This window comes from Roseibium sp. AWQ4_254 (assembly GCF_056161025.1).
Map to the genome: position 1 here is coordinate 1 of NZ_JBSWYH010000035.1, position 25,942 is coordinate 25,942.

At 57.8% G+C, this 25,942-nt stretch carries 25 protein-coding genes; 16 read left to right on the forward strand and 9 right to left on the reverse strand.

Going from position 1 to position 25,942, the window contains the following annotated elements; genetic code table 11:
- Positions 1-396: 396 nt before the first annotated feature.
- Positions 397-1,011, reverse strand: coding sequence for an HAD family hydrolase (locus ACXAIC_RS21355; protein WP_475185264.1), 615 nt, complete (start codon positions 1,009-1,011; stop codon positions 397-399).
- Positions 1,012-1,098: 87 nt separating this feature from the next.
- Between ACXAIC_RS21355 and ACXAIC_RS21360 the strand changes: the two genes are divergently transcribed.
- On the forward strand, positions 1,099-2,037 hold the full coding sequence (locus ACXAIC_RS21360) for a phosphate/phosphite/phosphonate ABC transporter substrate-binding protein (protein WP_475185267.1): 939 nt from the start codon (positions 1,099-1,101) through the stop codon (positions 2,035-2,037).
- Positions 2,038-2,150: 113 nt separating this feature from the next.
- On the opposite strand, the gene ACXAIC_RS21365 is transcribed toward ACXAIC_RS21360, so the two are convergent.
- From ACXAIC_RS21365 to ACXAIC_RS21385, 5 genes are all read right to left on the reverse strand, one after another.
- Positions 2,151-3,326 carry an acetate/propionate family kinase gene (locus tag ACXAIC_RS21365; RefSeq protein WP_475185271.1) on the reverse strand — a complete coding sequence of 392 codons (1,176 nt, stop codon included), beginning with the start codon at positions 3,324-3,326 and terminating at the stop codon, positions 2,151-2,153.
- A 2-nt stretch (positions 3,327-3,328) separates the two neighbouring features.
- Complete coding sequence (locus tag ACXAIC_RS21370; RefSeq protein WP_475185275.1) at positions 3,329-4,741, reverse strand: bifunctional enoyl-CoA hydratase/phosphate acetyltransferase; 1,413 nt, start codon at positions 4,739-4,741, stop codon at positions 3,329-3,331.
- Positions 4,742-4,880: 139 nt separating this feature from the next.
- Entirely contained in the window at positions 4,881-5,495 is a 615-nt protein-coding gene (locus ACXAIC_RS21375) for a TadE/TadG family type IV pilus assembly protein (protein ID WP_475185279.1), read from the reverse strand.
- Entirely contained in the window at positions 5,479-6,021 is a 543-nt protein-coding gene (locus ACXAIC_RS21380) for a TadE/TadG family type IV pilus assembly protein (RefSeq protein ID WP_475185283.1), read from the reverse strand. The genes ACXAIC_RS21375 and ACXAIC_RS21380 overlap by 17 nt, the downstream gene beginning before the upstream one ends.
- A gap of 35 nt (positions 6,022-6,056) precedes the next feature.
- Positions 6,057-6,521, reverse strand: a complete 465-nt coding sequence (locus tag ACXAIC_RS21385; protein WP_475185284.1) for a pilus assembly protein N-terminal domain-containing protein — start codon at positions 6,519-6,521, stop codon at positions 6,057-6,059.
- A gap of 525 nt (positions 6,522-7,046) precedes the next feature.
- On the opposite strand from ACXAIC_RS21385, the gene ACXAIC_RS21390 reads away from it, so the two are divergent.
- The 9 genes from ACXAIC_RS21390 to ACXAIC_RS21430 all read left to right on the forward strand — a co-directional run bounded on the left by ACXAIC_RS21390 (position 7,047) and on the right by ACXAIC_RS21430 (position 16,277).
- Complete coding sequence (locus tag ACXAIC_RS21390) at positions 7,047-7,235, forward strand: Flp family type IVb pilin (RefSeq protein WP_475185286.1); 189 nt, start codon at positions 7,047-7,049, stop codon at positions 7,233-7,235.
- A 172-nt stretch (positions 7,236-7,407) separates the two neighbouring features.
- Positions 7,408-7,923, forward strand: a complete 516-nt coding sequence (locus ACXAIC_RS21395; RefSeq protein ID WP_475185288.1) for an A24 family peptidase — start codon at positions 7,408-7,410, stop codon at positions 7,921-7,923.
- Positions 7,924-8,437: 514 nt separating this feature from the next.
- Entirely contained in the window at positions 8,438-9,202 is a 765-nt protein-coding gene (gene cpaB, locus ACXAIC_RS21400) for a Flp pilus assembly protein CpaB (protein WP_475185289.1), read from the forward strand.
- Between the two features lie 38 nt (positions 9,203-9,240).
- Positions 9,241-10,650, forward strand: a complete 1,410-nt coding sequence (locus ACXAIC_RS21405) for a type II and III secretion system protein family protein (protein WP_475185292.1) — start codon at positions 9,241-9,243, stop codon at positions 10,648-10,650.
- A 10-nt stretch (positions 10,651-10,660) separates the two neighbouring features.
- Positions 10,661-11,374, forward strand: coding sequence for a CpaD family pilus assembly protein (locus ACXAIC_RS21410; protein ID WP_475185296.1), 714 nt, complete (start codon positions 10,661-10,663; stop codon positions 11,372-11,374).
- Positions 11,375-11,381: 7 nt separating this feature from the next.
- Positions 11,382-12,689 carry a CpaE/TadZ family protein gene (locus ACXAIC_RS21415; RefSeq protein WP_475185300.1) on the forward strand — a complete coding sequence of 436 codons (1,308 nt, stop codon included), beginning with the start codon at positions 11,382-11,384 and terminating at the stop codon, positions 12,687-12,689.
- A gap of 30 nt (positions 12,690-12,719) precedes the next feature.
- Complete coding sequence (locus ACXAIC_RS21420; RefSeq protein WP_475185304.1) at positions 12,720-14,258, forward strand: CpaF family protein; 1,539 nt, start codon at positions 12,720-12,722, stop codon at positions 14,256-14,258.
- Positions 14,259-14,265: 7 nt separating this feature from the next.
- Positions 14,266-15,285: a type II secretion system F family protein gene (locus ACXAIC_RS21425; RefSeq protein WP_475185309.1), complete on the forward strand. Its 1,020-nt coding sequence runs from the start codon at positions 14,266-14,268 to the stop codon at positions 15,283-15,285.
- Positions 15,286-15,293: 8 nt separating this feature from the next.
- Positions 15,294-16,277, forward strand: coding sequence for a type II secretion system F family protein (locus ACXAIC_RS21430; RefSeq protein WP_475185313.1), 984 nt, complete (start codon positions 15,294-15,296; stop codon positions 16,275-16,277).
- A 1,009-nt stretch (positions 16,278-17,286) separates the two neighbouring features.
- Here ACXAIC_RS21430 and ACXAIC_RS21435 read toward each other — a convergent pair.
- On the reverse strand, positions 17,287-18,075 hold the full coding sequence (locus ACXAIC_RS21435; protein WP_475185317.1) for a tetratricopeptide repeat protein: 789 nt from the start codon (positions 18,073-18,075) through the stop codon (positions 17,287-17,289).
- 193 nt (positions 18,076-18,268) lie between these two features.
- Here ACXAIC_RS21435 and ACXAIC_RS21440 point away from each other — a divergent pair, with 193 nt between their 5' ends.
- From ACXAIC_RS21440 to ACXAIC_RS21450, 3 genes are all read left to right on the forward strand, one after another.
- Complete coding sequence (locus ACXAIC_RS21440) at positions 18,269-19,663, forward strand: leucyl aminopeptidase family protein (RefSeq protein ID WP_475185319.1); 1,395 nt, start codon at positions 18,269-18,271, stop codon at positions 19,661-19,663.
- Positions 19,664-19,724: 61 nt separating this feature from the next.
- Positions 19,725-20,075 (forward strand): MarR family transcriptional regulator, encoded by a 351-nt coding sequence (locus ACXAIC_RS21445; RefSeq protein WP_475185322.1) that lies wholly within the window; start codon positions 19,725-19,727, stop codon positions 20,073-20,075.
- 103 nt (positions 20,076-20,178) lie between these two features.
- The gene (locus tag ACXAIC_RS21450; RefSeq protein ID WP_475185324.1) at positions 20,179-21,069 is read left to right on the forward strand and encodes a C40 family peptidase; all 891 of its coding nucleotides are present in this window, start codon (positions 20,179-20,181) and stop codon (positions 21,067-21,069) included.
- A gap of 140 nt (positions 21,070-21,209) precedes the next feature.
- Here ACXAIC_RS21450 and ACXAIC_RS21455 read toward each other — a convergent pair whose 3' ends face one another.
- Positions 21,210-22,397, reverse strand: coding sequence for a DNA recombination protein RmuC (locus tag ACXAIC_RS21455; protein WP_475185328.1), 1,188 nt, complete (start codon positions 22,395-22,397; stop codon positions 21,210-21,212).
- Between the two features lie 137 nt (positions 22,398-22,534).
- Between ACXAIC_RS21455 and def the strand changes: the two genes are divergently transcribed.
- The 3 genes from def to ACXAIC_RS21470 all read left to right on the forward strand — a co-directional run bounded on the left by def (position 22,535) and on the right by ACXAIC_RS21470 (position 24,824).
- Positions 22,535-23,053: a peptide deformylase gene (gene def, locus ACXAIC_RS21460; RefSeq protein WP_475185408.1), complete on the forward strand. Its 519-nt coding sequence runs from the start codon at positions 22,535-22,537 to the stop codon at positions 23,051-23,053.
- A 90-nt stretch (positions 23,054-23,143) separates the two neighbouring features.
- Complete coding sequence (locus ACXAIC_RS21465; protein ID WP_475185333.1) at positions 23,144-23,776, forward strand: MarC family protein; 633 nt, start codon at positions 23,144-23,146, stop codon at positions 23,774-23,776.
- A gap of 175 nt (positions 23,777-23,951) precedes the next feature.
- The gene (locus tag ACXAIC_RS21470; protein ID WP_475185337.1) at positions 23,952-24,824 is read left to right on the forward strand and encodes a LysR substrate-binding domain-containing protein; all 873 of its coding nucleotides are present in this window, start codon (positions 23,952-23,954) and stop codon (positions 24,822-24,824) included.
- A gap of 156 nt (positions 24,825-24,980) precedes the next feature.
- Here the strand turns inward: ACXAIC_RS21470 and ACXAIC_RS21475 are convergent, their stop codons facing one another.
- Complete coding sequence (locus ACXAIC_RS21475; protein WP_475185339.1) at positions 24,981-25,886, reverse strand: DMT family transporter; 906 nt, start codon at positions 25,884-25,886, stop codon at positions 24,981-24,983.
- Positions 25,887-25,942 lie beyond the last annotated feature (56 nt).

The following is a 25,942-nucleotide window of genomic DNA, read 5'->3' on the forward strand; positions in this document are numbered from 1 at the left end:
TGACTGGTACAACACAAAACGCACACACATGGGCATCAACGGCAAAACGCCACTTCAGGTCCTCAACGGAACAACCTGATCAGAAACCACACCTAGTGCGGTGGAATTGAAAGACGCCTCCATTTGTGCAGCGCGCGGCATGCCGTGTTTCAGTTCCGAAAACCACACTAGAAACATAGGCTGGCTAGTCACTCTCCTGACTCTGAAGTTTTTTCGGAACACACTGGAATATCGGACTTATCGCCCGATGCGCTAGACAGAGCAGCGTTCCCCCGGGTTCAAACCGTTTTTGCTGTTCGTGTTGAACTTTCTGAGGTCAGGCAGCGAGAGGCGCATCTGATGAAACGCGATGTGCACCACGGCACATTCTGCAGATCCCGCCGCGCCTCAACAGCTTCACAGCAGTCCGAGCCGCTGAAGATCCTGCTGGAGGCCCTCAGCTCCCTTGAAGTGATGGGCGGTCATGCCGGTTTTTCTGGCGGCTTCAACATTGGCAAGGGAATCGTCAATGAAGAGGCAACTGGCGGCATCCAGTGTGTTGCGGTTGAAAAGCACCTCATAGATGCGCAGATCCGGTTTGACCAGCTGCTCATGCGCGGAGACAACCGTATCCAGAAAGCTGGTTGCCAGGAACGGAAACCGCTCGATCGCCTCGGCGAATTTTTCAGCCGAAAAATTCGTGATGGCATAAAGGGGAATCCCTTTGTCCTTGAGGGTGTCAAGCAGGCTCCGCGTGCCCGGGACTTCGCCTGGAACCATCTCGTGCCAGCGCTCCGAATAGGCGGCAATCAGGCCGGCCTTGTCCGGATGGGCCGCGCTCAGGGTGTCGACGGCGTCTTTCCAGGTGCGGCCAAGATCCTGTTGCAGGTTCCAGTCATAGGTACACACGGTCTCAAGAAACGTTTTGCGCTCCACATCGTCGGGAATGAGACGTTCATAGAGAATTTCCGGATTCCATTCGATAAGGACATTGCCTATATCGAAGACAACGTTCGTGATAGGGTTGCTCATGTGGGGAACCTGTTTTGATGAGAAGTGTTTCGTTGGGCGGGCTATAATCTTTTATATTAATCAGAGTGTTATGACGGAACTGTGGCTTTGCTGATCTTTCGTGCGAACCTGTTTGTGCTGCTTCTGGTCTTGATCTTCATACCCGGAGCCGCCTCTGCCGCCAATCTGGAGACAATGCCGGACCGGTTGCGGCTCGGGGTGGTTGTCGCTTCTGATGAAACCGCCCGCGAGCGGGTGGAGCCTTTCCGCCAGGCTCTGGAGGAGATTGCCGATCTTCCCGTGGACCTCTTCCTGATGACGACACTGGGAGACGCGGTGGACGGGCTTGCCAAGGGCAAGATCGATTATGTGCGTCTGTCTCCCTCAGCATATGCGGCTGCCGACCGGCTGTGCCATTGCGTCGAACCCCTGGTGACCGCTGGGCCGGATGATTTCCCGGCCCGCTTCTATGCGGTTCTGATTGCACGCAAGGACGAGGGCAAGGGCGCGCTTGAAGATCTGAAAGGCACCCGGCTCGCCGTTGGCAGTGCCCAGGCGGTTGCCGCCTACCGGGTGCCGCTGGCCAATCTGGCAGCCGATGGGATCGACGTCCGGTCGCATTTTCAGGCTCTTGTGGAGGTGCAGAACCCGCTGGAAGGGGTAAAAGCCCTGATGGACGGGCGTGTTCAAGCAACGCTCGGCTGGTCGAGCCTCGCGGGAGAAGCCAAGAACGGCTTTACAGCGGGTACGCTGAACGATTTTTACATTTCCGGTGGCAAGGGCTTCAAGGATCTGGAGATTGTCTGGCGGTCTGCCCCCATTCCCTATTCCGCCCACAGCATCTCCAAGAATTTGCCAGACGAGCTGAAGCGCAGGCTGAGAGCCGGGTTGATGGATCTGCGGCGCGAGGCCCCGGATGCCTATCTGGCGATCGAGCCGGATCTGCCGGGCGGTTTTGAGCCGGTGGTCCATGCCGATTACCGGCCGGTTCTGAGAACTTTTGAAGATACTTATGCAGGTCTGCTGGAGGCGTCCAGCAAACCCTGATGTGTGGGGCCCAAACGGGCAGGTTTTTGATTGGCCTGCCGCTGTTTGGCGGCGAGCAAGAGAAGCGTCATACCAAGAGCGGCCAAATAGGTCATGATCAATTGCACGTGGTATCAGGCCGCCGCTTGCATCAGGGCCTGCGTATGGCGGCGGATCATTTCTTCCTCATTGGTCGGAATGACCAGCACCTTGATGCGCGAGCCGTCTGCTGAAATGTCCTCGGCCCGTGCCGCGTTTTTCGTCTCATCGATGGCAAGGCCCAGCCAGTCCTGATTGTCACAGACCTTTGAGCGGATCAGTGCGGCGTTCTCACCGATGCCGCCGGTAAAGACAATCGTATCAAGACCGCCAAGCACTGCGGCCATGGCGCCCAGTTCCCTTCGGATCCGGAAAACAAAATAGTCGATGGCCTCTGCTGCCCGGGGATCATCGCTTTCGCTCAAGGCGCGCATGTCCTGACTGATGCCGGACAGGCCCTTCAAACCGGATTGTTTGTAAAGCAGATCCGAAACCTCATCCGTGGACAGGCCCTTTGTGGTCAGCAGGTAAAGCACAACCCCCGGATCCAGCTGACCGCACCGCGTGCCCATGGGCAGGCCGTCGACGGCAGTAAAGCCCATTGTGGAGCCGATGCTCTGACCGTTGCGGATCGCGCACATGGACGCGCCATTGCCCAGATGGGCCACAACCAGCCGGCCGGCAGAAAGGTCCGGCGCCGTCCGGTTCAGATAGCTGCAGATATATTCATAGGACAGGCCATGAAAGCCGTAGCGGCGCACACCTTCCTCATAGAGGGAGCGGGGCAGGGCAAAGGTGTCGTTCACCCAGGGGTGTGAACGGTGAAACGCCGTGTCGAAACAGGCGGTCTGCAAGGCGTCCGGGAAGGCGGCCCGGGCCGCTTCGATCCCGGCCAGATTGTGAGGTTGGTGCAAAGGAGCAAGTGGCTCCAGCGTTTTCAGGTCTTCAAGAAGCGCATCCGTGATCTTTAACGGCGCGGTGTGGGCCGTGCCGCCATGCACCACCCGGTGCCCGACCGCATCGACTGTCTGTCCGGCCAGTTCAGCCTCCAGCACCGGCAGGAGTGCGGCCAGGGCGCTGCTATGGCTTTGGCCTTCGCTGCCGGTCAAGGCACGGTCGATCCGGGTTCCCGTCCCCTTTGATGTCAGCGTCATCTGCGGCTTGGTGCCAAGGCCGGAAATCTGCCCGGCCAGCTGCACAGCCGGGCCTGCATAGAGTGTGAACTTGATGGAAGACGACCCGGAATTGAGGACCAGAATAACCTGTGCCATGGTCAGGTCGCCTCCCGGTCCAGTATCCCGGCCGGGGCCCCGGTCGCCTGCCAGTGCATGTAAAGGAGCGCCAGCGCGCAGGAGGCGAGGCGGGCCCTTGCATCATCGGCCCGGCTGGTCAGCATCACCGGCACCTTCGCGCCGAGCACAAGTCCGGCGGCTTCGGCATGGGCAATGAACGTCAGTTCCTTGGCCAGCATGTTGCCGGCTTCCAGATTGGGAACGATCAGAACCTCCGCATGGCCTGCCACAAGAGAGGTGATGCCCTTCGTGCGCGCCGCCTGAACGTCAATGGCGTTGTCCATGGCCAGCGGGCCATCCACAATGGCACCCGTGATCTGGCCGCGTTCGGCCATCTTCGACAGAACCGCCGCATCGAGACTGGAGGGGATCGCCGGATTGACGGTTTCAATGGCGGAGAGGATGCCGACGCGCGGCGTGTCGAGGCCCAGTGAGCAGGCAGCGTCGATCGCGTTCTGGGTGATGTCGACCTTGGTATTGAGGTCGGGTGTGATGTTGATGGCAGCATCGGAAATGAGAACCGGTGTCTTGCGGCCGGGAATGTCCATGACAAATACGTGACTGATCCGCCGTTTTGTCCTGAGGCCACCATCGCGTTTGACCACGTTATGCAGCAGGTGGTCGGTGTGAAGATGCCCCTTCATCACCGCTTTTGCCTTGCCTTCCTGCACCATGGCGACTGCCCGCCCGGCTGCTTCCATCTCGTCTTCGATATCGATCAGTTCATAGGCCCCGATATCCTCGCCGAGGTCTTTCGCGGCCTGTTCGATCCGGTCTTTTGCGCCGATCAGGGTGGGGCGGATCAGGCCTTCACGCGCGGCCATGATCGCCCCCTCCAGGGAATTGGGGTCATCGGGCGCGGCAACGGCGGTGGGCAGGGCCGGCAAGGTCTTGGCCAGCTCGATCATCCGGTTGAAGTGACGGTGCCTTTGCACCAGCAGGGCAGGAATGTTGCTGGAATCAAATTCAATGGTTTCGGTCGGGGCGGCCACTTCCGCTACGCCCTCCACCAGGGGGACGGTGCCGTCACGGGCCACGCTCAGATCCAGGACAACAATATTGTCCCCCCGCTTTTCTGTGACCGTGACCCGCACATGCAGCTTGTCGCCCACAGCAGCGCCGCCGAGAAACCGGAAAGACTGGGACTTGTAGACGGTTCCCGGGCCGGGAAGAATATTGCCAAGGACAGCCGAAGCGAGGCCTCCAACCCACATGGCCGGTGCCACGGGCTTGTCCACATGGCCGTCGCCGGTCCAGTCGGTGTCGGGCAGGTGGATCGGATTGTGATTGCCGGAGGCGTGGGCAAAGACCAGCAGGTCATTGCTGGAACATTCCCGGATGATCTCTGCTGTATCCCCTACGGAAATCTGGTCATATGTCTTGTTTGTCGCCATCGGTCGTGGATCCCAAGCTGAAACGGAATTTTGCAGCGCAACATTCAGCTGGAAGGTATCCGGATTGTACGACGATACAAATACGGGAGAGTTCTTACGGTGCCTTTCTGCCCCCATTCGGGTCAAGGCCAGGAGCGTCTCAGCAGGTGCCGCAGGTCACCGTGTCTGTGATGCGCGGAGCAAGATAGTAGGTGTCACTCAGGGTGAGAGCCGACGGGCTCCAGCCGTAGAGGGAGTCCAGAAATCCAACAAAGTTGGGTGTGTATCCAAGGTTGGTCTGGCCAACAACAATGGATGTGTTCGGAGTTGCCACGGTCGCAGGAAGCGTGAAGGGCGGGGCCGTGCCCTCGGCCCAAGGCTCCGAACCATTGGAGTCACGGCTCCAGTCAACTGTTGCATCTCCAGATGCGTCAAAGGAAACGCTTGCCGCAATCACCTGCAAATTGGTCGAAGGGTAAGGGTCCAGAATGTTCTCACCAATGTCCAGAAGGGAATCGAGATCCGACGACGTGAGGGTTTCTTCCTGCGCGATGAGGTCGGCGATGGAGTTGGCAATCCGGCTGACTTTCCGGTCCTGATTCAGCGCATCCGCCAATTGCGTCATGCCGATCAGCAGGAAAAGCATGAACGGCAGAATGATCGCAAACTCGACTGCGGTGACACCGTCTTCGCTGCGGCGCAGTTTCGCAAGGAGCCGGAAAGCGCGGCCGTCCAATCTTGCTGGGCTCAGATTGAGATCATTGCCAGGGTTCATTGCGAAACACCATTGTTGAGGTCAGGAGTTGCTCAGTGCCATGGTCGCCGAGAGCCAAATTCAGTGCCGACGACATCCTCGGCCATCTGTAGATGACCTTGACGACGACAATGCTGCTTGAACCTCCGATGTTGTACGAAAGCTCATCTTCTTCTTTCAGCTCGCCGTCGCTGTCATAGAGGCTGTTTGTGGAACCGGCATCGGAAAAGGCATTCACGTTTTCCACGTCGACAACAATTCTGTCCGTGTCGCACATGAAGGTCGGCATGAAACCGCAAATCTTGTCTTTGAAATCCGAAACGGAAGAAATGTCCGCGTGCTGGCCGGTTCGGATCAGCCTGGAGGCGCTGATCACAGCATTGTCGACCATCCTGTTGACGAAGATCGAAAAGCAGACTTCGATGATGCCAAAGACCAGGATAAAGAAGGGCAAGGCGATGAACGAAAATTCGATTGCTGTTGCCCCTTTCCGGTCCTTGAGAAAGCATCTCATCAACCGGGGAATATATCTGGTTCGCTCTGCCATCTGCCGCTTCATCGTTTGCTCACATTTCAGCAACGTTATTGTGTGCCGCCAGCCGCTGTTGCAGCCATCGCGTTTCTGGATTCAGACTGGGCCGCAATTCCTTCGAAGGTTTTGAGATCATCGCCAAGGCGCATCGTTGGCTCGCAGGTTGGATGGCACGACATGGTCGAGCGCAAGGACTTGCGGTAAATCGCGACCACACCCTCTGCGGACGCCCTGACAGTCAGGGTCTCGTCAACAATCGGCTTGCTGTTGCGATCCAAAATGACGAGATTGGTAGTCCCATAGCTTTTGCCCGTAATCACAACTGTATTCTCATCGTAAAGGGCAACGTCGGCAATAAACGGATTGCCAACGATCACTGCGGAGGCGCCGTCATCTATGCGGAAGATCTTTGCGCGGTCGACTGTCACCATCACAGGGCCTTCCTCAGCCAGAGCGGCGCTTGCCTGAACAGCAAACACAAGAACGCCGGCCCATTTCGCTAGCTTCATAAACATGCTTATGAATACTCCATCTATGTGATTTCTTTCGAGATAATGCCTCAAACGTGGTGAACGATCTGCTAACGGTGAAGAATTAAGACTAAAGCTGCCTCAACTTGTTTTTGCTGGAGAAGAAATCTCATTGAGCATGTTTAAAAGCCGGAGAGTGAGATCAGGACAATCTTGTATCCAGAATTCCGGTCTTATAAATTTTACTGATAGTGCGTTTTATTAAGATCAAAGCGAATTCATGATGGGGAGTGCGCGGAGAAATCTCAAATATACTGAGGAATATTCCTGCACATAGAAGAGTTTTTACAAATAATATTCTGGATATTAATTGTCGAATACTGAAATTAATATTTTTTTATCTATACAGATTTTTAACTATCTTTTCTTTTCTCAGCATTAACGCGGAATCCTTTGGTTGTTTTAACGGGTTGGAAAGCTCTGATGCCTAGGGTGAAGCCGTGTTCGAACGGACCAAAAAAGATCCGGCGAACTTGAAGCTGTCAACTCAGTGGTACTTGGAGCAAAAACATGAAATCTCTTATCAACCGTTTCGCTAAAGACGAATCCGGCGCAACTGCAATTGAATACGGCCTGATCGCAGGTCTGCTGTCCATCGTGATCATTGCTGGTGTGTCTCTGGCTGGTACGAACATCAGCAGCATCTTCTCCGCGATCGGTTCCGCGCTCGCTGGCACGACCGTCACGACCGGTAGCTAATACGCTGGTCTGCGCCACATCGAACGCGGTGCGGCGTTACCAGATCGTGTGATTGCAAGAAACGGGCAGATCTCTGCCCGTTTTTTGTTTTGCGGTTTGCTGTCTTAGGTCCTTATTTCATTAACTTCCTGCACATATGCTTGGAACGGGCTGAAAGAATTGTGAGCTTGATATGTTAGAGGCGGCACTATTGGTCTTCTTCCCGATGCTTGTGGCATTCGGCGGGGCCTCCGACCTGTTGACGATGACCATCCGCAACAGGGTGTCGCTGCTGCTTATCGGCGGGTTTTCTGTTCTGGCTCTTTGCACCGGCATGCCGCCGAGTGGTTGGGGCCTTCATGTGGCTGGGCTGCTTGCGGTTTTTTCCGTCTGTTTTGCGTTTTTTGCCGCCGGATGGATGGGGGGCGGGGACGTCAAGTTCATAAGCGCCATCGCCTTGTGGGTCGGTTTTTCTCCAGAACTCGCCGCGTTTGTAGCTCTTGTCGCGATATACGGAATGTTCTTGACGATTGGCCTGCTCTTGATGCGCTCCCATCTTGTGCTCCCGGCTGTGCTGTACCGGCAGGATTGGCTTGCGCGTTTGCACGACAGCAAGAGCGGCATCCCATATGGAATTGCCATCGCAATTGCCGGTCTCCAAATCTACCCGTCGACCGGGTGGTTTCTGATGCTTGGCCAAAGCGCCTGACACGTACGCTTTGGCGCACATCGCGTTGCATCTGATTTGCCTCCCGCTGCCTGTCTTTCTGAGCGTTCTCCGGTCTTGGCTGTCCCGCGTCCCGCTCTTTTTTGCCAGTCTTGGCGTTTGTGTGGCCGCAAAATCTGGCTGGCTCTCCTGGCAAAAAATTAAATTCGGCATATGAGACATGGGTAAAAGCACGGAAGGCGGTTCTTTCCCCGAGCCAGGCGCCCCGGACCAGTTCGAAATCATTGCTTCGCTCAACTGGGAACAGTGAAAAGTGTCCTGTTTCCTTGATGTTCAAATGTGAAGTCAGCAACGGCACAGAAAATCGGCGTTGTCCGGTCGCGCTTTGTCAATTGGTACGAATTTTCGCAAATTGAATGAGATTTAAGGACGTGTTTGGTAAAGTTAATGGAAATTAACCAAAAACTTCTACTGACGATTAACCATGTTTTGACCAATTTCCCGTCATCCTAAGAACACAAGGCGCAGAAGCGCGCAGGATCATTGGGTTTTTGTCATGAAATTCGCTCGAATCTTCGTACTGGCGATCGCATTGGTGGCAGGTCTGCTGGCTTTCCGGATGGTTATGATGTCCGGCGGAGAGCCGGCACCACAGGCTGTCGAGGTCCCGGTTGAAACGAAAAAGGCAAAGGTTCTCATTGCCGAAGTCGACATTCCTCTCGGTGGCAAGCTGACCAAGGACAACTTCGCCTGGTCAGATTGGCCCGAGGATGCACTGCCGCGTGGGGTCGTGACCAAAAAGAGCGATCCGACGGCCGAAAAGGAATTCATCGGCCGAATCGCAAAGGCACCGATTTTCGCAGGCGAGCCCATCCGGCCGGAACGCCTGATCAACACGGACAAAGGTTTCATGGCGGCGATTTTGCCGAAGGGGAAACGGGCAATTGCCGTGAGCGTCGAAGCGGAGACCACCGCGGGCGGCTTTATTCTTCCCGGCGACAAGGTCGATCTCATTCTTACCAGTGACGAGCGTGAATCCGTCGTCTCAAAGACGATCTTGGAAAACATACGCGTTCTGGCGATTGACTCCACGACTGCGGGAGAACAGGACCAGAAAAATCTGTCACCCAAGAAGACGGCAACTCTGGAACTCACACTGCCGGAGTCTGAGGTCGTGGCGCAGGCGCAACAGCTTGGCACCATCTCGCTCGCCCTTCGCAGTGCTCAGGATTCAGCCGATGATGCGGTCGACGATCAAGGCCGGCGCAATGATGTGAGCTACGTGAAATACGGCATCACCAGCAAGGCAGTTTCGCCATGAGACCGGATATGAAAAAAAAGTTCAGAATGAGGGGCGCAATGAGACACCATCTGGTTAAACTGACGGCGTGTGTCGCTCTGTTCGCCGCTAGCCTTGGAACACCGGTCACCGGAGCTTCAGCTCAGTCCAATTTTCCAAGCCAGGTTCATATCGCAGCCGGAGAGCGGGCCAGCGGACGCATTTTGAATGTCGGGATCGGCCGGTCGGTTGTGATCAATCTGGCCGAAGATGCAGCCGACGTCCTGGTCTCGAATCCGGAAATCGCTGATGCGGTCCTCAGAACGCCGCGCCGGATCTTTGTTCTCGGAAACACCGCAGGTCAGGCCCGTCTGGTCTTGTTCAGCCGCAGTGGCCGCGAACTGGCGAGCTTTGATCTGCGGGTGGAAAATGACACATCCGATCTGGCAAGGATCATTCGCAAACTCATTCCCGGGGCAAATATTTCTGCTGAGTCTGTCAATGGCAACGTGATTTTGAGCGGCACTGCCAAAAGCACCCTTGAGGCGCAACAGGCAGCAGACATTGCCTCGAAGTTCCAAGGCGCTGACAGTGCGACCAAAGTGGTCAATTTGATCACAGTGGAAGGCAAGGATCAGGTTCACCTTAAGGTGACGGTGGCCGAAGTCGAGCGCTCGATTGTCAAGCAGCTTGGGGTTCAATTCAGTGGATCGGTGGGAACCGGCAATTTCACACCGAATTTTTCTTCGGCTCCCGGGTTCAACGTGAACCCCTCCATCGTCAACCAGGCGGTTGCCGGCGTGTCGTTTGCCTCTGGTTCGGCCTCGATTAGCGCAGAGATCCAGGCGCTTCAGCGCGATGGGGTTATCCGCACGCTCGCCGAACCGACCTTGACAGCGATATCTGGTGAAAATGCCAGCTTCTTGGCGGGGGGGGAGTTTCCTATCCCGATTGCTCAGGACAATGACTCTGTCAGTGTCGAGTTCAAGAAATTCGGTGTCGGCCTGGATTTCACGCCGGTGGTGCTCTCCGGGGGACGCATCAGTCTCCGGGTGCTGACAGAGGTGAGTGAATTGACCAACGAAGGCGCGGTGACCACGGGCGGTATCACGATTTCGGCCCTGAAAGTCCGCAGGGCAGAATCCACTGTGGAACTGCCCTCTGGCGGTACGCTGGTCATGGCAGGCCTGCTGAAAGAATCCTACAGCCAGTCTATAGAGGGCATTCCCGGTTTGATGCAGATCCCGGTTTTGGGTGCCTTGTTCAAAAGCCGCGACTTTCTGAGGGATCAAACTGAACTGGCAGTGTTCGTCACGCCTTATGTCGTCCGGCCGGTCGCCATGCAGAAAATGGTGCGGCCAGACAAGAACCTGATACCGCCATCGGACGCAGAAACCGTTTTTCTGAACCGGTTGAACAAGATTTTTAACCCTTCTGGTGGTGTCATCGAGGATGAATACCATGGCGAAGTCGGATTTATCTACAAGTGAGGATGGACGGATGAAGACGAAGAATGCAGTCCTGATGTCTGCCCTTTCCAGATCCGCGCTTGTGCTTGCCGGGTGCTTGACCGCTGCGGGCTGCAATACGACTGGTCAGACGAATTCCGAGTTGCTGGCAGCTCATGACTACCGCTACCGGCACCCGATTGTCATTACGGAAGAGCCGGCGACGCTCGACCTACCGATCGGCCGGAACACGCGGAACCTATATGGTCCGATCGAAGGCACGATTTCCGCATTTGCAGCTGAGTCCCGTCAAAAGGGCAATGGCGCGGTCGAAATTCTGATCCCTTCAGGGGGAGCGAATGAAGCCGCCGTTCATGCGGTGACAGGCGATATCAAGACGGCGTTGCAGCGTGGCGGTGTCAGCCGGTCCCGAATTTCGACCCGCACCTACGCTGTTCAAGATTCCTCTGCCGAGGCACCAATCCGTCTGTCTTATGCTGCCATGCAGGCAACGGCAGGGCCCTGCGGGGCCTGGCCGAAAAACCTCGGCGGCGGCATTGGAGAAAACACGGAATATGAAAATTTCGGCTGCGCTACCCAGTCCAACCTTGCCGCGATGGTCGACAATCCGTCTGACCTGATTACGCCAAGGGCGTCCACACCGGCCGATCAGGCCCGTCGCGCAGTTGTGATCGAGAATTACAGAGAAGGGTCAGAGACCACCAGTTCCTATACCGAAGGTGTGGGCGCTCAGGTCTCAGAATAGGTGAAGCATGAGCACAAACGCAGAATTGAAGGATATGCCGGGCTATCTGGAGTCCATGTCCGAGCCTGCTGATCACCAGCCTGCAGGGATCGATGCTGCAGGAAACATCGGATCGGTTCCGCGCATCACGGTGCACGGCTTCTGTCTGACCGATGCGACCATGCAGGTTGCCGAAACGGCGATGGAAGACCGCCGCATGGCCAAAGCGCATCTCAAACTCGATATGGGTGGCATTCCGGCAGCCATTGATGTCTTTGCCCAGGCACCAACACCGAATCTGATCATCGTGGAGACCAATGGCCAGCGGGAAGAGCTGCTTGGCAACCTGGATCAGCTCGCTGAATATTGCGATGCCGGAACCAAGGTGATCGTGATTGGCAACGTCAATGACGTGTCTCTTTACCGGGATCTGATCGCGCGTGGTGTCAGTGAATACCTCATTGCACCTGTCAATGTGTATCAGCTGATCGGCTCCATTGCCGAGCTCTACAGTGACCCTGAAGCCGAACCGCTCGGCCGGACGACTGCCTTTTTCGGTATCAAGGGGGGCTGTGGCGCTTCAACTGTTGCCCACAATTGTGCCTGGGCCCTTGGCCGGAATTTCCAGAGCGAAGTGGTTATCACCGATCTGGATCTCCCCTTTGGGACAGCCGGACTGGATTTCAACCAGGACCCGCTGCAAGGGGTGTTTGAAGCGATTTCCTCGCCGGACCGGCTGGACGAAACCTATCTTGACCGGATCCTGTCCAAATGCAGCGAGCATTTGAGCATTCTGGCCGCTCCCGCGACCCTTGAGCGGACCTATGATCACGGCGAGAAATCTTTCGAGCTTCTGTTTGAGACCATGCGCTCATCCGTTCCCAATGTGGTGCTTGATGTGCCCCACAGCTGGAATGCCTGGGTGAAAAACACATTGTTGAACGTGGATGAGATTGTTCTGGTTGCCGAGCCCGATCTTGCCAATCTCCGCAACGCCAAGAATGCCGTTGATATCTTGAAGCAGCTGCGGCCAAACGACCGGGCGCCGCACCTGGTCATGAACAAGGTCAACGTGCCCAAGCGCCCCGAGATCAAACCCGATGAATTTGCCGGAGCGCTTGGGCTTCAGGTGAAGGCAGTCATCCCATTCGAACCCCAGCTTTTCGGCACGGCGGCGAACAATGGACAGATGATCGGTGAGATGGACGGAAAACACGCCGTGACCGGCATGTTCGACAATCTGGCCAACGCAATTTCCGGAAAGGTGCAGCCTGCACCGACGTCACGGTCATCTCTCGGCGGACTTTTCTCGAAACTGAGACGGAAGTCCGGCTGACGGGCCCTTAGACGGAGCTGATAGATCGTTATGTTTGGAAGACGCGGTAATTCATCGTCCGGATCTCAGACCCTCCGCCCGGGAGGGGTTCCGGGAGGCCTTCAGAGCCTGCCAGAAGACCCTGAAAAGCCCGATGATGCGATAAAAGCACAACCGGCTCCTGCGTCTGCGGAGCCTGAAAAGCCGGCTGAAGCGGCAGCTCCCGCGCCTGCGGCAAAAGCTGCTCCGGCTCCTGAACCCGAAGCCAGCCAGGCCGCGTCTTCACCGCGCAAGAAGAACAACGAGTATTACGAGACAAAGGCCCAGATCTTCAACGCGCTGGTTGAGGCCATTGACCTGTCGCAGCTGGCCCGCCTTGATGCCGAAGATGCCCGCGACGAGATCCGGGATGTCGTGAATGACATCATCGCGCTGAAAAATGTCATCATGTCGATTGCCGAGCAGGAAGACCTGCTTGAAGACATCTGCAATGACGTGCTCGGCTACGGCCCTCTGGAACCTCTCCTGGCCCGGGATGATATTGCCGATATCATGGTCAACGGCGCGCATACGGTCTATATCGAAACGTCCGGTAAAGTTGAGCAGACCGGCGTGAATTTCCGCGATAACGCACAGCTGATGAACATCTGTCAGCGCATCGTGAGCCAGGTCGGCCGCCGGGTGGATGATGCCAGCCCGATCTGTGACGCCCGTCTCCCGGATGGATCCCGTGTTAACGTCATTGCGCCGCCGCTTGCCATTGACGGTCCCGCACTCACCATTCGTAAGTTCAAGAAAGACAAGCTCACGCTCGATCAGCTTGTCAATTTCGGCTCGATCACGCCAGAAGGGGCCACCATCCTCCAGGTGATTGGACGCTCCCGCTGTAATGTTTTGATCTCCGGCGGTACGGGCTCGGGCAAGACGACATTGCTCAACTGTCTGACGGCCTATATCGAGAGCACCGAACGCATCATCACCTGCGAAGACTCCGCCGAGCTTCAGTTGCAGCAGCCCCATGTGGTGCGTCTTGAAACCCGCCCCCCGAACCTGGAAGGGGAAGGCGAGATCACCATGCGCGATCTTGTGAAAAACTGTCTGCGTATGCGTCCTGAGCGGATTATCGTGGGTGAGGTGCGTGGCCCGGAAGCCTTCGACCTTCTGCAGGCCATGAACACCGGTCACGATGGCTCGATGGGCACCTTGCACGCCAACTCTCCGCGCGAGGCCCTGTCGAGACTTGAATCCATGATCACCATGGGTGGCTTCTCGCTGCCGTCGCGGACCCTGCGCGAGATGATTGTTTCGTCCATCGACGTTGTGGTGCAGGCCGCCCGTTTGCGCGATGGCTCCCGCCGCATCACCCACGTGACCGAAGTGGTTGGCATGGAAGGCGACATCATCACCACGCAGGATGTCTTCCTCTATGACATTGTCGGGGAAGATCCGAACGGCCGCATTATCGGCCGTCACCGGTCCACAGGAATTGGCCGGCCGAAATTCTGGGAGCGCGCCCGCTACTTCGGTGATGAAGCGCGCCTGGCACAGGCCCTGGATGCGGCCGAAATGCCTGAATATGGAGCTGAATGAGCGATCAATGTCCGGACTTGAAGACTTTCTAACCCCACAGATTACCGGCATCGCAGTTGCGGTGCTGGTCATGCTTGCGGTTGGCGGGATCATTTTCAGCCTGTTCCAACCGGCCCTTTCCGGCACCAAGCGCAGTGACAAACGCATCCAGTCCGTTGCCGCGCGGCCTCAGAACGAGAAACAACGCAAAGCCATTCGGGACAATGACAGGCGCAAGAAATCGATTCAGGATCAGCTGCAAGATTTTGAGCAGCGTCAAAGGGCCAAGCACGACAAGCAGCATAAGGTCTCGCTGAAGGTCAAAATGGAACAGGCCGGGCTGACCTGGGAGATGAAGCACTTTGTGATTTTCAGCGCCGTTTGCTGTTTGGTCTTTCTTCTGATCGGCTTGATCGCAGTTGGAAACCTCTGGATCACGCTGGCCGCAGGCTTTGTCGGTGCGTTCGGGTTCCCGCGCTGGTATGTGGGGCACAAGCGCAAACGCCGCTTCAACCAGTTTCTGGATGAGTTGCCCAATGGCGTCGACATCATTGTGCGTGGCGTTAAGGCGGGTCTTCCGCTGGCGGACTGCATCAAAGTGGTGGCCCGGGAGTCCCGTGAGCCTGTTGCAACAGAGTTCCGCAAGATCACAGAAACCCAGGTGATGGGGGTTTCGCTGGCTGAAGCGGTTGCCCGGTTGCCGGACCGTGTGCCTCTCGCGGAGGCGAATTTCTTTGCAATCGTGGTCGCCATTCAGCAAAAGGCCGGTGGTGGTCTTGCTGAAGCGCTCGGAAACCTTTCCCGGGTTTTGCGCGGCCGGAAATCGCTCAAGGGGAAGATCAAGGCTCTGAGTTCAGAAGCCAAATCATCGGCGGCGATTATTGGTGCCATGCCCTTTGGTGTGGGCAGCATTATTTACCTGATTAACCCCGACTATATGATGATGCTGTTCAATACCACGTCTGGAAACATCATTATTGGCGGCTGCCTGTTCTGGATGTTTATCGGCATCATGGTCATGCGCCACATGATCAATTTTGATTTTTAGGAGCCCGCATGGATCTCGAGACTCTCGCCTCCAGCCAAACTCTGGCAGCGGTTCTGGCCATGGTTGCGGTGACCGGCACAATCTTCACGCTGGTGACGCCCCTTCTGTCCCGTGACACCTTGAAATCGCGCATGAAAAGCGTGGCCCTGGAACGCGACAAGCTCCGGGCCAAGGAACGGGCGCGGCTGCAGGAAGGCCAGCAAGATGCAAGGATGGCGCTTCGGAACCAGCCCAAGGCACAGATGAAGAGCCTTGTCGACCGGCTTAATTTGAGGGAAATGCTGTCGGATGAAAGCACGATTGAGAAGCTCAAAATGGCTGGATATCGTGGTTCGGCACCTCTCTACTACTACCTGACAGCCCGGATTGCCTTGCCGCTTGTGCTGTTTTTGATCTCCTTGTTCTATGCCTTTGTCATTCTGCCGGCCGACACCCTGCCGGTCGTCACCCGGATCTGTATCTGTCTGCTGATTTCCGGCGTGGGTGTCTTTGCCCCGAACCTGGTCCTGAAGAACAAGATCGACAAACGGAAGCTCAAGATTCAAAGGGCTTGGCCGGATGCACTCGATCTGATGCTGATCTGTGTGGAATCGGGCATGTCGATCGAGGGCGCGTTTCAGAAGGTTGCCGAAGAGGTCGGGGTACAGTCCGTTGAATTGGCAGAAGAACTGTCCTTGACCACAGCAGAACTATCCTATCTCAGCGAACGCCGGACGGCTTTTGAAAACCTTGCCAAACGCACCGGTGTGGACGGCGTGAAAAACGTCATGATGGCTCTTGTACAGGCAGAGCGTTACGGGACACCGGTTGGGACCGCAATCCGGACCATGGCCGATGACACCCGCGAACAGCGCATGCTGTTTGCCGAGCAGAAAGCGGCCTCCCTGCCGCCGAAACTGACCGTTCCGATGATCATATTCTTTCTGCCGGTGCTGTTCTTCATTATCATGAGCCCGGCGGTCATGCAGGTCATGGATATTGCCGGGGGGTAGAGCCTCGGGCGATAAGTCTGCCTCCCTTTTGTTTTTGGACAGCAGGTCATTCGGCAAGGCGCGTCGCGCAGCGCGATATGGTGTGTCGGGTAAGAGGCGCAACGTTGCCGACGGACTGCTTTCCATCTCCCGAAGGGCCGGTCTCGTTTGCCCGCTGACATCGTTGGAGCGCACTTGGGGAGGTGGGGCATCGTCCAGGATGCGCAACACGGCGGAGCGCACTCATGCCGCGGCCCGCAGCGGCTTCTTCAGGCCCGCCAGGCCATGTCACGCCGCTTGCCCGGCCGGCCTGCGGGCCTCTTCTTGCCGGCGAACCGCAAAAGACCATCCAATTGAGGCGTGTTTGGTGAGAGGCGTGCGGCAGTGACAGGCAAATCCTGGATCGTGTGATGTACGCTCAAGACTGTTCTGATGGTCTGGTGGAACAGGGTGAGGGGGGCGTCTTTAGCAATTTCGACGCTTCAGCCCTTGCGCCCTTGAACTTGGATATGGATGACCTTGCCTTTTGGTGTTTGAGGGTTTCAAAGCGCCAGCCGACCCGTCCAGCAGGTCTTTCCAGGAAAACAGGCTTCGCCAGCGCGCGCCTGGGTTTCGTTTTGTCAAGGAGCGGACAAGGAAAAGCAAACCGGTTTCTGCTTGAGGAAATACCTCTTGCCTTGGAGAGCTTTCATAGGAGCCCAGGCCCCTGTCTGCTGTCGAAGATCATTGGAAGTTCCCCGGTTTGGGGACAGTCTTCATGAGTTCTCCCGAGGCCTCTCCGGCCCGCAGACGTTCTCGCGGAAAGTGCTTCTGAGGGCATTGAAACGTGCAGGAAGGCGTTTGTCGGGCTCGCGAAACCACCGCCACCTAGTCACCGGAATCTGAAGTTCGTCACATTTCGCGGCACGCTCCGAACGAACTTCAGATTCAAGAGGGTGACTAGCAAGTTTATGTTTTTAATGTGGTTTTCGGATCTGAAATATGCTCCGGCGCGCGCTGCGTAAATGAGGCGTTGTTCAATTCCACCACACTAGCTCCGGGCGCGTTTTTGCATCATGTGGCGCAGGTAAGCGATGTTGGCTTCGGCCTGGCGCGGGTCCAGCTCAGCCTGGGCCACCTGAATGGCTTCGTCAAACTTGCCCTGCACCCCAAGAACCAGGGCGAGGTTCTGACGTACGCGGCTGTCCGCTCCGGGCAGGCTGGCGGCACGGCGCAGCGTGTATTCGGCATCCGGCAGTTCGTTGGACAGCAGATAGGAAAGGCCCAAATTGTTGAGCAGGCTCGGATCGTCCGGAGCGATCTTGAGAGCCTGCTTGTAGAGGCTGCGGGCCTTCTGTTGATTGCCCGTCTGGTCATAGATGGCCGCTTCGGCCGACATCAGTTTCCAGTCCGGCATATCCGGGCGCTGGGCGCCCTGAATAACATTGAGTGCTTCTTCAAAGCGGCCATTCATGGCCAGGATCTTGCCATAGGCCGAGGCGATTTCGCGGTCGTTTTGATGGGCAATCACACCAGCGCGCAGCACCGCCATGGCCTGCTGGATCTGGCCATTCTGGCTGAGCGCATTGGCATAGCCAAGAAGGGAGGTGCGGTTCTGGCGGTCCTTTTCATAGCGCTTGGCCCACTTGGCCACTTCGGCGCGGGCCTGGCTGGAACCGGGCGCTACGGAATGGACACCGGAAGTGGGGGAATGCGTTCCCGTATTGGCCTTGTTCGACGCACAGCCAGCGGTCATCAGCGCGAGCACACTCACGGCTATTAGAACGGAGACACGTGTCTTGGTTTGGCGTGGCGCGGAGCCGGTCCTGGGCGCTTGCATTGTCAACTTCCTTGTTGCCCGCACTTTTCGGGTTCCCTTAGAGAAATAGATAATTAACCCTAATGCTTGGTTAAGTTCCGTCGCGATTTGCAAGATTGATCAGAGCATTGGCTGGAATATTGCGTCTTCGGGCTAGGGGGCTTACCTGTTGATCTGACCGAACCAGATCAGCCCAGCCAACGGAGCCTCAACAGTGCGCAACATCCTTCTCCGCAACACCGGCCTGCCGGATGCCACCTCCATCATCGCGGTGCGCGAGGCCACCCTTGAAACGGTTCTTGCCGGTTTGGGCACGGCAGCGCGCAGCTGGTGTGAGGCCTACGGGTATTCGGCAAAACCCTCGTCCCATCTTCTGGTGCCAAACGGAGAGGACAATGGGGCCGTAGTCCTTTTCGGTGTAGAAGAGACCGGCCTCGCGCATCCGTTTGCGCTTGGCGCCTGCGTCAGCAGCCTTCCGGAAGGCGACTATGTGCTGGCAGATGGCTTTCCCGATCCCGAACAGGCCGCGCTCGGGTTTGCTCTTTCATCCTACCGGTTCGAGCGCTATCTGGCGCAATCCGGCAAGGCCCGGCGGCTCGGAGTGGGCGAAGAGGTGGACCTTGAACGGATCGGCACGATCCTGGATGGGGTAAAACTGGCTCGCGACCTGATCAACACACCGGCAAATGATCTTGGGCCGGAAGAGCTTGCCGCCGCCGTTGAGGCGCTGTTCCAGGCACACGGCGGCACCGGGCGCATTGTTGTGGGGGAGGATCTCCTCACGGAGAATTTCCCCATGGTGCATGCGGTTGGCCGGGCCAGCTCCCGGGCCCCGCGTCTGGCCGATTTCTGCTGGGGGGATGCGGGTCATCCCAAAGTCACACTGGTGGGCAAAGGCGTCATTTTCGATACGGGCGGCCTCAACCTGAAGCCGGGCGGCTCCATGTCCCTCATGAAGAAGGACATGGGCGGGGCGGCAAATGTGCTTGGCCTTGCCAGCATGATCATGGCGGCAAACCTTCCTGTCCGGTTGCGGGTGATCATTCCCTGCGTTGAAAATTCGGTGGCCGGCAGTGCCTTCCGTCCCGGTGACATTCTGCCAAGCCGCAAGGGATTGACTGTTGAAATCGGCAATACGGACGCGGAAGGCCGCCTGATCCTGGGAGATGCCCTGGCGCTGGCGGATGAAGAGGCACCGGACCTTCTGGTGGATATGGCCACCCTGACCGGTGCCGCCCGGGTCGCGCTCGGGCCGGATCTTCCGCCCTTCTACACCGATGACGAGGTCCTCGCCGAAGACATTGCCGTCATGGCGGAAGCGTCCGCCGATCCGCTGTGGCGGATGCCGCTCTGGCAACCTTACATGAAGTATCTCGACAGCAAGGTGGCAGACATCAACCACATCAACACGTCCGGCACCGGCTTTGCCGGCTCCATCACGGCGGCGCTGTTCCTGTCCCGTTTTGTCGAAAAGACAGACAGCTGGGTGCATTTCGATATTTACGGCTGGACGCCGTCTGACCGGCCCGGAAAACCGGCGGGCGGAGAGGCTCAGGGCATCCGCTGCCTGTTCGATATGATCTCGGAACGCTATTTGAACGTAAGATAACGGGTCCGAAACGTTTTTGTGTTTCGATGGCCGGGAATGAAACCGAGAAACCGGCAACACCATGGCTGTCGACATACGCGCCTCTCAGGCGCTGAAATTGCTGCATGAAGTTAATCTGGCGCTGGTTCGCGACAGCGAACAGGATTTGTCCGCGCGCCAGATAACGATCCTGCTGACTGTCTATCTGGAGCCACCGCCTCATACTGTGCGCGGGCTTGCGGCCAAGCTCAATGTGACCAAACCTGCCATCACCCGGGCGCTGGACACGCTGGGCGGCATGCGGCTGTTATCACGCAAGCGGGATGAGGCCGACAAACGCAACGTGATTATTACCCGAACCGTCGCCGGCGCACTTTATCTGGAGCAATTGGGCGACCTCGTGGTAGACAAGGCCAAAGATCTGCCGCGCTAAGGAATACCCTTTTGAACGCAGGGCCTCATGCCACCCTCATCAGATAGATTGCTATCGGGTAAGAGTGGTCTCAGCCTTTCACCCCGTGACCCGGTGCCCTCCCATGAGCCAGCCTTTTGACCGACGTTTGCATCCGGTCCGTCCGGACCTTGCCGCCCGTGACTATGAGGGCAGGGTGGAGGCGTCCCGCTTTGCCGATGGTGAAGTGTTTCAGGTCACTGCCGATCATCTGGACATCCGGCCGGAGCCCCGGCCGGACTGGTCCATCGACAGCCAGGCTTTGCGCGGGGAATGGGTCACGGTCTATGAACAGACTGCGGAAGGCTGGGCCTGGGGGCAACTCGACACCGATGGCTATGTCGGCTGGTTTTCGTCCGACGGGCTCGGCCCGGTCAACCCGGCCTCCCACCGGGTCCGGGCGCTGCGGACCTTTTGTTATCCTGGGCCGGACCTGAAATTTCCGCCACTTGGCTGCCTGTCCATCGGCGCGCAGGTGAACGTTACCGGCACGACTGAAACCCGCGGCCTGACCTATGCCCTGCTGAGCGACGGCACGGCCGTTGCCGCCAAACATCTGGTGCCGCTGGAGACATATGCAGGCGACTGGGTGGCGGTGGCGGAGGAATTTACCGGCACCCCCTATCTGTGGGGCGGGCGCACCAGCACGGGGCTTGATTGCTCTGCGCTTGTCCAGCTGGCTGCCCAAGCGGGAGGGTATGACATCCCCCGCGACAGCGATATGCAGGAAGCGGCTGCAGGCGCGGAAATTCCGCATGAGGATCCGAGCACTTTCCTGCGCGGGGATCTGGTGTTCTGGAAAGGGCATGTGGGCATTGTCACCGGTCCGAACCGGCTGCTTCATGCCAATGGTTTCACCATGACCGTCGCTTCCGAGCCCCTCGACCGGGCGATTGAGCGTATTGCGGCCAGGGAATGGGGCCAGATCACCAGCGCCCGCCATCTGCCGACACAGGACCATTCGGCACGCCGTTAGTGCGTGTCGCGTTCAAATGCGGTCAAACCGTTTGTCTTTTGCGTTGAAATCTCTGATGTCAGGCCGCGAAATGCAGATCCGGCGGAGCGCGGCACTCTATTGGGCCAGCCGGCAGCTGCCCGGCGGCGTGGTGGATCTGTTCAGGCTTTTTGCGACAATGACAGCTCAGGCTCCGGATCGGACACCTCCTGCCGGGCTGGCTCTGCCTCTCCCAGTTCAAGGTCTTCGATCTTGCGGCTGCGCTTGGTGATCTTGTCCGTTGAAATAAGGATCTGGTCGATATCCTTGTTCGCCTGGGCAAAATGGGATTGCAACTTGCCGACCCGTTCATTCAGCCGTCCGACATCGGTGATCAGATGGCCGACCTCCGCCTGGATCAGGTGTGCCTGTTCCCGCATCTTGGCATCGCGCAGAACCGACTGAATCACCTGGATAGACAGCATCAACAGGGACGGGGAGACGATCACGACCCGGGCCCGGTGCGCGCGTTGCACCAGATCCTCGAACCGCTCATTCACCTCGGCAAAAATGCTTTCTGACGGCACAAACAGGAATGCCGTGTCCTGGGTTTCTCCGGGCAGCAGATACTTTTCGCTGATATCCTGTATGTGTTTGGTGAAATCCTTACGGAACTGGGCCTGCGCCACCCTCAGCTGATCGTCGGTCTCCGCCTCGCGCAGCAGGTTGAACGCTTCCAGCGGAAATTTCGCGTCAACGGCAAGCGGGGGCGCACCGTTCGGCATATGGATCAGACAGTCCGGACGACTATTGTTGGACAGAAGGCTCTGGAAGGAATAGGTGCTCGGTGCCATCTGGTCCTGAATGATCGCTTCCATCCGCCCCTGGCCAAAAGCGCCGCGCGTCTGTTTGTTGGCGAGAATGGCCTGAAGCTGGCCCACCTGACCGGAAAGGTCCGTAATGGTACGCTGCGCCCGGTCGATCACTGCAAGGCGTTCATGCAGGTGGCGGAGCCCGTCCTGGGTTTTCTTGGTGGTGTCGGCCATGGACAGGCCCAGCTTGTGGCCCATGCCGTCCAGGCGCTCATTGACCGCGCGCATCATGTCCGACTGGCGGGTGCCGAACACCTCCGCCATGGTCTGCATGCGGCCGGTCATTTCCCCTTGCGATTTCAGCAATTGGGACAGGTGGCTTTCCAGCTCGTGGATGCGCTCTGCCGCCGCGCTGTCGTCTTCCGCGCGCAGGCGGATCTGGCGCATGGTGCGCAAGACAAGCCAGACAATCAGCACCAGCAGACAGAAACCACCGGCAAGGGCTGCTTCCAGCCCTGTCACCGGACGGCCATTCAACTCAAACAGGATCTCGTTCATGAAACAAACATAGAACGATTCGGCTGATGCTCCTATCCGCCCTACCGGTCAGAACCGTTGAAAACGCTTGGGCCAGGCCTTTGGAGAGGCGTGAATTGCGCGTTGACCGGCGCGGCGCGATTGCCTATGTCAGGCGCATGACAAAACGCCCCATTATCACCATTCCCGACCCGGTGCTGCGCGAGGTCTGCGCGCCGGTGGAAACCGTCACTGACGACGTCCGCGCTCTGGCCGACGACATGCTGGAAACCATGTATGCGGCGCCGGGCATCGGTCTGGCTGCAAGCCAGATCGGCATTTTGCAGCGTCTGTTCGTGCTGGATGTGGCCAAGGAAGATGCGCCCAAGGAGCCCATGGTCTTCATCAATCCGGAAATCGTCTGGTCAAGTGAAGATCTGTCCGTGTATCAGGAAGGCTGCCTGTCCATTCCAGATTACTATGAGGATGTGGAACGGCCTGCGGAAGTGACGGTGCAGTTTCTTGACCGGGAGGGCGCCGAACGGGAAATCAAGGCGGACGGCTTGCTGGCCACCTGTATCCAGCACGAGCTTGACCACCTGAACGGGAAATTGTTCATTGACTATCTGTCGAAGCTGAAACGCGACAGGGTGGTCAAGAAATTCAGCAAACAGGCCAGACTGGCCGGCAAGGTCTGACCACCGCCGACTGGGTGCAGCTGGCTGAAGGCGGCCAAAAGGCGGTCAAAAGGCGGTCAAAAGGCGGCCAAAAGGGGAAGGGCGGCAGTCATGGATCAGGCCTTGTTCCTGAAAACCTTCGCGGCGCTGTTCGCGATCATGAGCCCTATTGCCAATTTGCCTGTATTCCTGGCCCTGACCTCTGACCGGGGTCCGGCTTTTGAGCGCAAGGTTGCCTTCACGCTCCTGATCAGCCTGACCATCGGCTCAGTGGTGATCGGCCTGACCGGTGATATTATCCTGAAGATCTTCGGCATCAGCCTGGATGCCTTCCGCCTCGCGGGCGGATTTCTGATCCTTCTGATTGCCCTGGATCTCATCCGGGGGCAGAAGACGGAAACCCATCATGGCTCGGAAACCGAAAAGGAGCATATGCAGGCGCAGGACAATCCGGCGATTTATCCGCTCACCGTTCCGGTGCTGCTCGGCCCAGGGTCCATTTCCACGATGATCATCTTCCGGGGGCAAGTGAGTTCCTTTGAGCAGGAAGTGGCCTATGTTGCAGCTGTGGCCGCAGCCATTGCGGTTCTGGTCGCGACATTTTTTGCAGCCCCCTTCCTGTCGCGGTTCCTGGGGCAAACCGCCAACAGCGTCATGAGCCGCCTGATGGGCATGATCCTGGCCGCCATCGCCATGGAGATGATGACCGGCAGTCTCAAGGTGCTGTTGCCCGGTCTCGCCTGAGGGATTTTCAGACCGCCAATTCTTCGGACATCACGATCTTATTGGATGTGCGCAGCCGTTTGCAGATATCAAAAGGCCTCATCGCCTGCCCTTCGGCAAAGAAGGGATCAAACCGGTTCTTATTCGCATGAAACTCGGTTAAATTGAGCAAAACTCAATAAAGATCCGGTTCTTCATGGCTTCCCTGCGCGCGCTTCATGCTTTTTCTCTCCTCGCCCGTCACGGCCGGGCAGCTCTTGCGGCTGAAAAACTGGGCGTGTCTCCGTCCGCGCTGTCCCATCTCATGCGCAAACTGGAAAGCGAATTGGGCGCAACGCTGGTCAACCGGGACGGGCGCGGCCTGACCCTGACCGACGAGGGTCAGCGGCTGGCTCTTAGCCTGGGCGACGCCTTTGACCGGATTGACGAGGCGGTTGACAGTTTCCGGCGGCGGGGCCGTACGGAACTCAGGATCAGCACGGTCACCACTTTTGCCACCCGCTGGCTGATCCCGCGTCTGCCCGACTTTCAGGCGCACCAGCCGGATGTGGAGCTGTTGTTGTCCACCTCCACAAGGGTGATCGATCTGGACTGGGAAAATTATGATTGTGCCATCCGGCTGGGCACCGGCAACTGGTCCGGGATCGAAGCCCATCTGCTCTGGAGGGAACATCTGGCGGTTGCCATGGCGCCCGGTCTGCTTCAGGGCGCCAAGCCTCCGGATCCGGAGGTTCTGGAAACGCTGCCGTTGCTGCACAGCGCCGCCCGGCGGGCCGACTGGATGCAGTGGCTGGAGGCGTCCGGCCTCAGTCATCCGGACATTAATTCCGGCACGGTTCTGCAAAGCCGGGACCTGGCCATCCAGGCGGCGATTGCAGGCATGGGTGCGATCGCCATCGACAGGCGCTTCATTTCTCAGGAGCTGGAAGCGGGCCATCTTGTTGCCCCGGACTGGCCGGTGCTGGAACTGGATACCGGCTACTGGTTCGTCCGCTCTCCGGCCCGCACCCTTGCCCGGCCCGTCGCCGCCTTCCGCGACTGGCTGGAAGGCACCGCCGGGCAGCCCTAGTGTGGTGGACTTGAAATACGCCTGATTTGTGCAGCGCGCCGTGGCGTATTTCAGTTCCGAAAACCACACTATGAACATAGACTTGCTAGTGATCCTCATGAAGCTGAACTCGGCCGGAACATGCTGGAAAGTGAGACGAACTTCAGATCGGGGTGACTAGTGTGACAGAATGACCCCGATCACCGCTGCAATGATCAGCAGGCAGCCTGCGATCTCAGACCGTGTGATCACTTCCTTGAACACCAGCCAGGAGGCCAGGAAGGTGAAAACCAGTTCGATCTGGGCCAGGGCCCGGACATAGGCAACATTTTGCAAGGTCATGGCGGTGAACCAGCCAGCGGACCCGGCCACACCAGAGGCACCGACCCAGACAGCAGCCCGCCACGCTTTGAGGCTGGCACGCAACTCTCCGGGCTCGCGCCACAGCATGTAGAGCGTCATGATCAAGGTCTGAAACAGGGTGGCATAGACCAGGGCAGTGGCCGCCTGCATGGGCACCGGCGTGCCTTGCAGCGACAGCGACGCGGTTCTGTAGGCCACTGCAGACGCACCAAAGAGGGCGGCGGACGCAAGACCGATCAGGGCCGGGCGCCCGAAGAGAGACGCGCGCACGCCAGCAAAGGTCAGGGGCACCCGGGCGAGTGAAATGACAACCACCCCGGAAATGCCCACCATGATGCAGATAGCGGCGCCCCAGGTCACATGTTCTCCCAGCACCACCAGCCCGAACAGGGCCGCCTGGATGGGTTCTGTCTTGGAATAGGCCGTGCCGACCGCAAAGTTACGTAAGGAAAACAGATAGATGAGCAGAAAGGTGGCCATGATCTGCGCCAGCCCGCCGAGCGCACCTGCGATCATCAGGGTCGGGGTCAGGTCTGGAACAGGGGCCTTGAAAACAAGGTGCAGAACGGCCGCATAGGCGAGCGCAAACGGCACACCGTAGCCGAAGCGGACAAAGGTGGCCCCGGTCGTGCCGAGCCTGCCCTTCAGATGCTTTTGCATTGCCGTGCGCAGGTTCTGGCAAAAGGCCGCAAAAATCGTGATCGGGATCCACAGTTCCACGGGGGCACCTTTGAGTTCAGTTGATTTCCACTCATCTTAGGTCAGGCTAGGCCGAC

Bases quoted from the DNA above. Each gene is read 5' to 3' on its own strand.
- ACXAIC_RS21355 (WP_475185264.1), bottom strand. From the start codon at position 1,011: ATGAGCAACCCTATCACGAACGTTGTCTTCGATATAGGCAATGTCCTT.
- ACXAIC_RS21365 (WP_475185271.1), bottom strand. From the start codon at position 3,326: ATGGCACAGGTTATTCTGGTCCTCAATTCCGGGTCGTCTTCCATCAAG.
- ACXAIC_RS21370 (WP_475185275.1), bottom strand. From the start codon at position 4,741: ATGGCGACAAACAAGACATATGACCAGATTTCCGTAGGGGATACAGCA.
- ACXAIC_RS21375 (WP_475185279.1), bottom strand. From the start codon at position 5,495: ATGAACCCTGGCAATGATCTCAATCTGAGCCCAGCAAGATTGGACGGC.
- ACXAIC_RS21380 (WP_475185283.1), bottom strand. From the start codon at position 6,021: ATGGCAGAGCGAACCAGATATATTCCCCGGTTGATGAGATGCTTTCTC.
- ACXAIC_RS21385 (WP_475185284.1), bottom strand. From the start codon at position 6,521: ATGTTTATGAAGCTAGCGAAATGGGCCGGCGTTCTTGTGTTTGCTGTT.
- ACXAIC_RS21390 (WP_475185286.1), top strand. From the start codon at position 7,047: ATGAAATCTCTTATCAACCGTTTCGCTAAAGACGAATCCGGCGCAACT.
- ACXAIC_RS21395 (WP_475185288.1), top strand. From the start codon at position 7,408: ATGTTAGAGGCGGCACTATTGGTCTTCTTCCCGATGCTTGTGGCATTC.
- cpaB (WP_475185289.1), top strand. From the start codon at position 8,438: ATGAAATTCGCTCGAATCTTCGTACTGGCGATCGCATTGGTGGCAGGT.
- ACXAIC_RS21405 (WP_475185292.1), top strand. From the start codon at position 9,241: ATGAGACACCATCTGGTTAAACTGACGGCGTGTGTCGCTCTGTTCGCC.
- ACXAIC_RS21410 (WP_475185296.1), top strand. From the start codon at position 10,661: ATGAAGACGAAGAATGCAGTCCTGATGTCTGCCCTTTCCAGATCCGCG.
- ACXAIC_RS21415 (WP_475185300.1), top strand. From the start codon at position 11,382: ATGAGCACAAACGCAGAATTGAAGGATATGCCGGGCTATCTGGAGTCC.
- ACXAIC_RS21420 (WP_475185304.1), top strand. From the start codon at position 12,720: ATGTTTGGAAGACGCGGTAATTCATCGTCCGGATCTCAGACCCTCCGC.
- ACXAIC_RS21425 (WP_475185309.1), top strand. From the start codon at position 14,266: ATGTCCGGACTTGAAGACTTTCTAACCCCACAGATTACCGGCATCGCA.
- ACXAIC_RS21430 (WP_475185313.1), top strand. From the start codon at position 15,294: ATGGATCTCGAGACTCTCGCCTCCAGCCAAACTCTGGCAGCGGTTCTG.
- ACXAIC_RS21435 (WP_475185317.1), bottom strand. From the start codon at position 18,075: ATGCAAGCGCCCAGGACCGGCTCCGCGCCACGCCAAACCAAGACACGT.
- ACXAIC_RS21445 (WP_475185322.1), top strand. From the start codon at position 19,725: ATGGCTGTCGACATACGCGCCTCTCAGGCGCTGAAATTGCTGCATGAA.
- ACXAIC_RS21450 (WP_475185324.1), top strand. From the start codon at position 20,179: ATGAGCCAGCCTTTTGACCGACGTTTGCATCCGGTCCGTCCGGACCTT.
- ACXAIC_RS21455 (WP_475185328.1), bottom strand. From the start codon at position 22,397: ATGAACGAGATCCTGTTTGAGTTGAATGGCCGTCCGGTGACAGGGCTG.
- def (WP_475185408.1), top strand. From the start codon at position 22,535: ATGACAAAACGCCCCATTATCACCATTCCCGACCCGGTGCTGCGCGAG.
- ACXAIC_RS21465 (WP_475185333.1), top strand. From the start codon at position 23,144: ATGGATCAGGCCTTGTTCCTGAAAACCTTCGCGGCGCTGTTCGCGATC.
- ACXAIC_RS21470 (WP_475185337.1), top strand. From the start codon at position 23,952: ATGGCTTCCCTGCGCGCGCTTCATGCTTTTTCTCTCCTCGCCCGTCAC.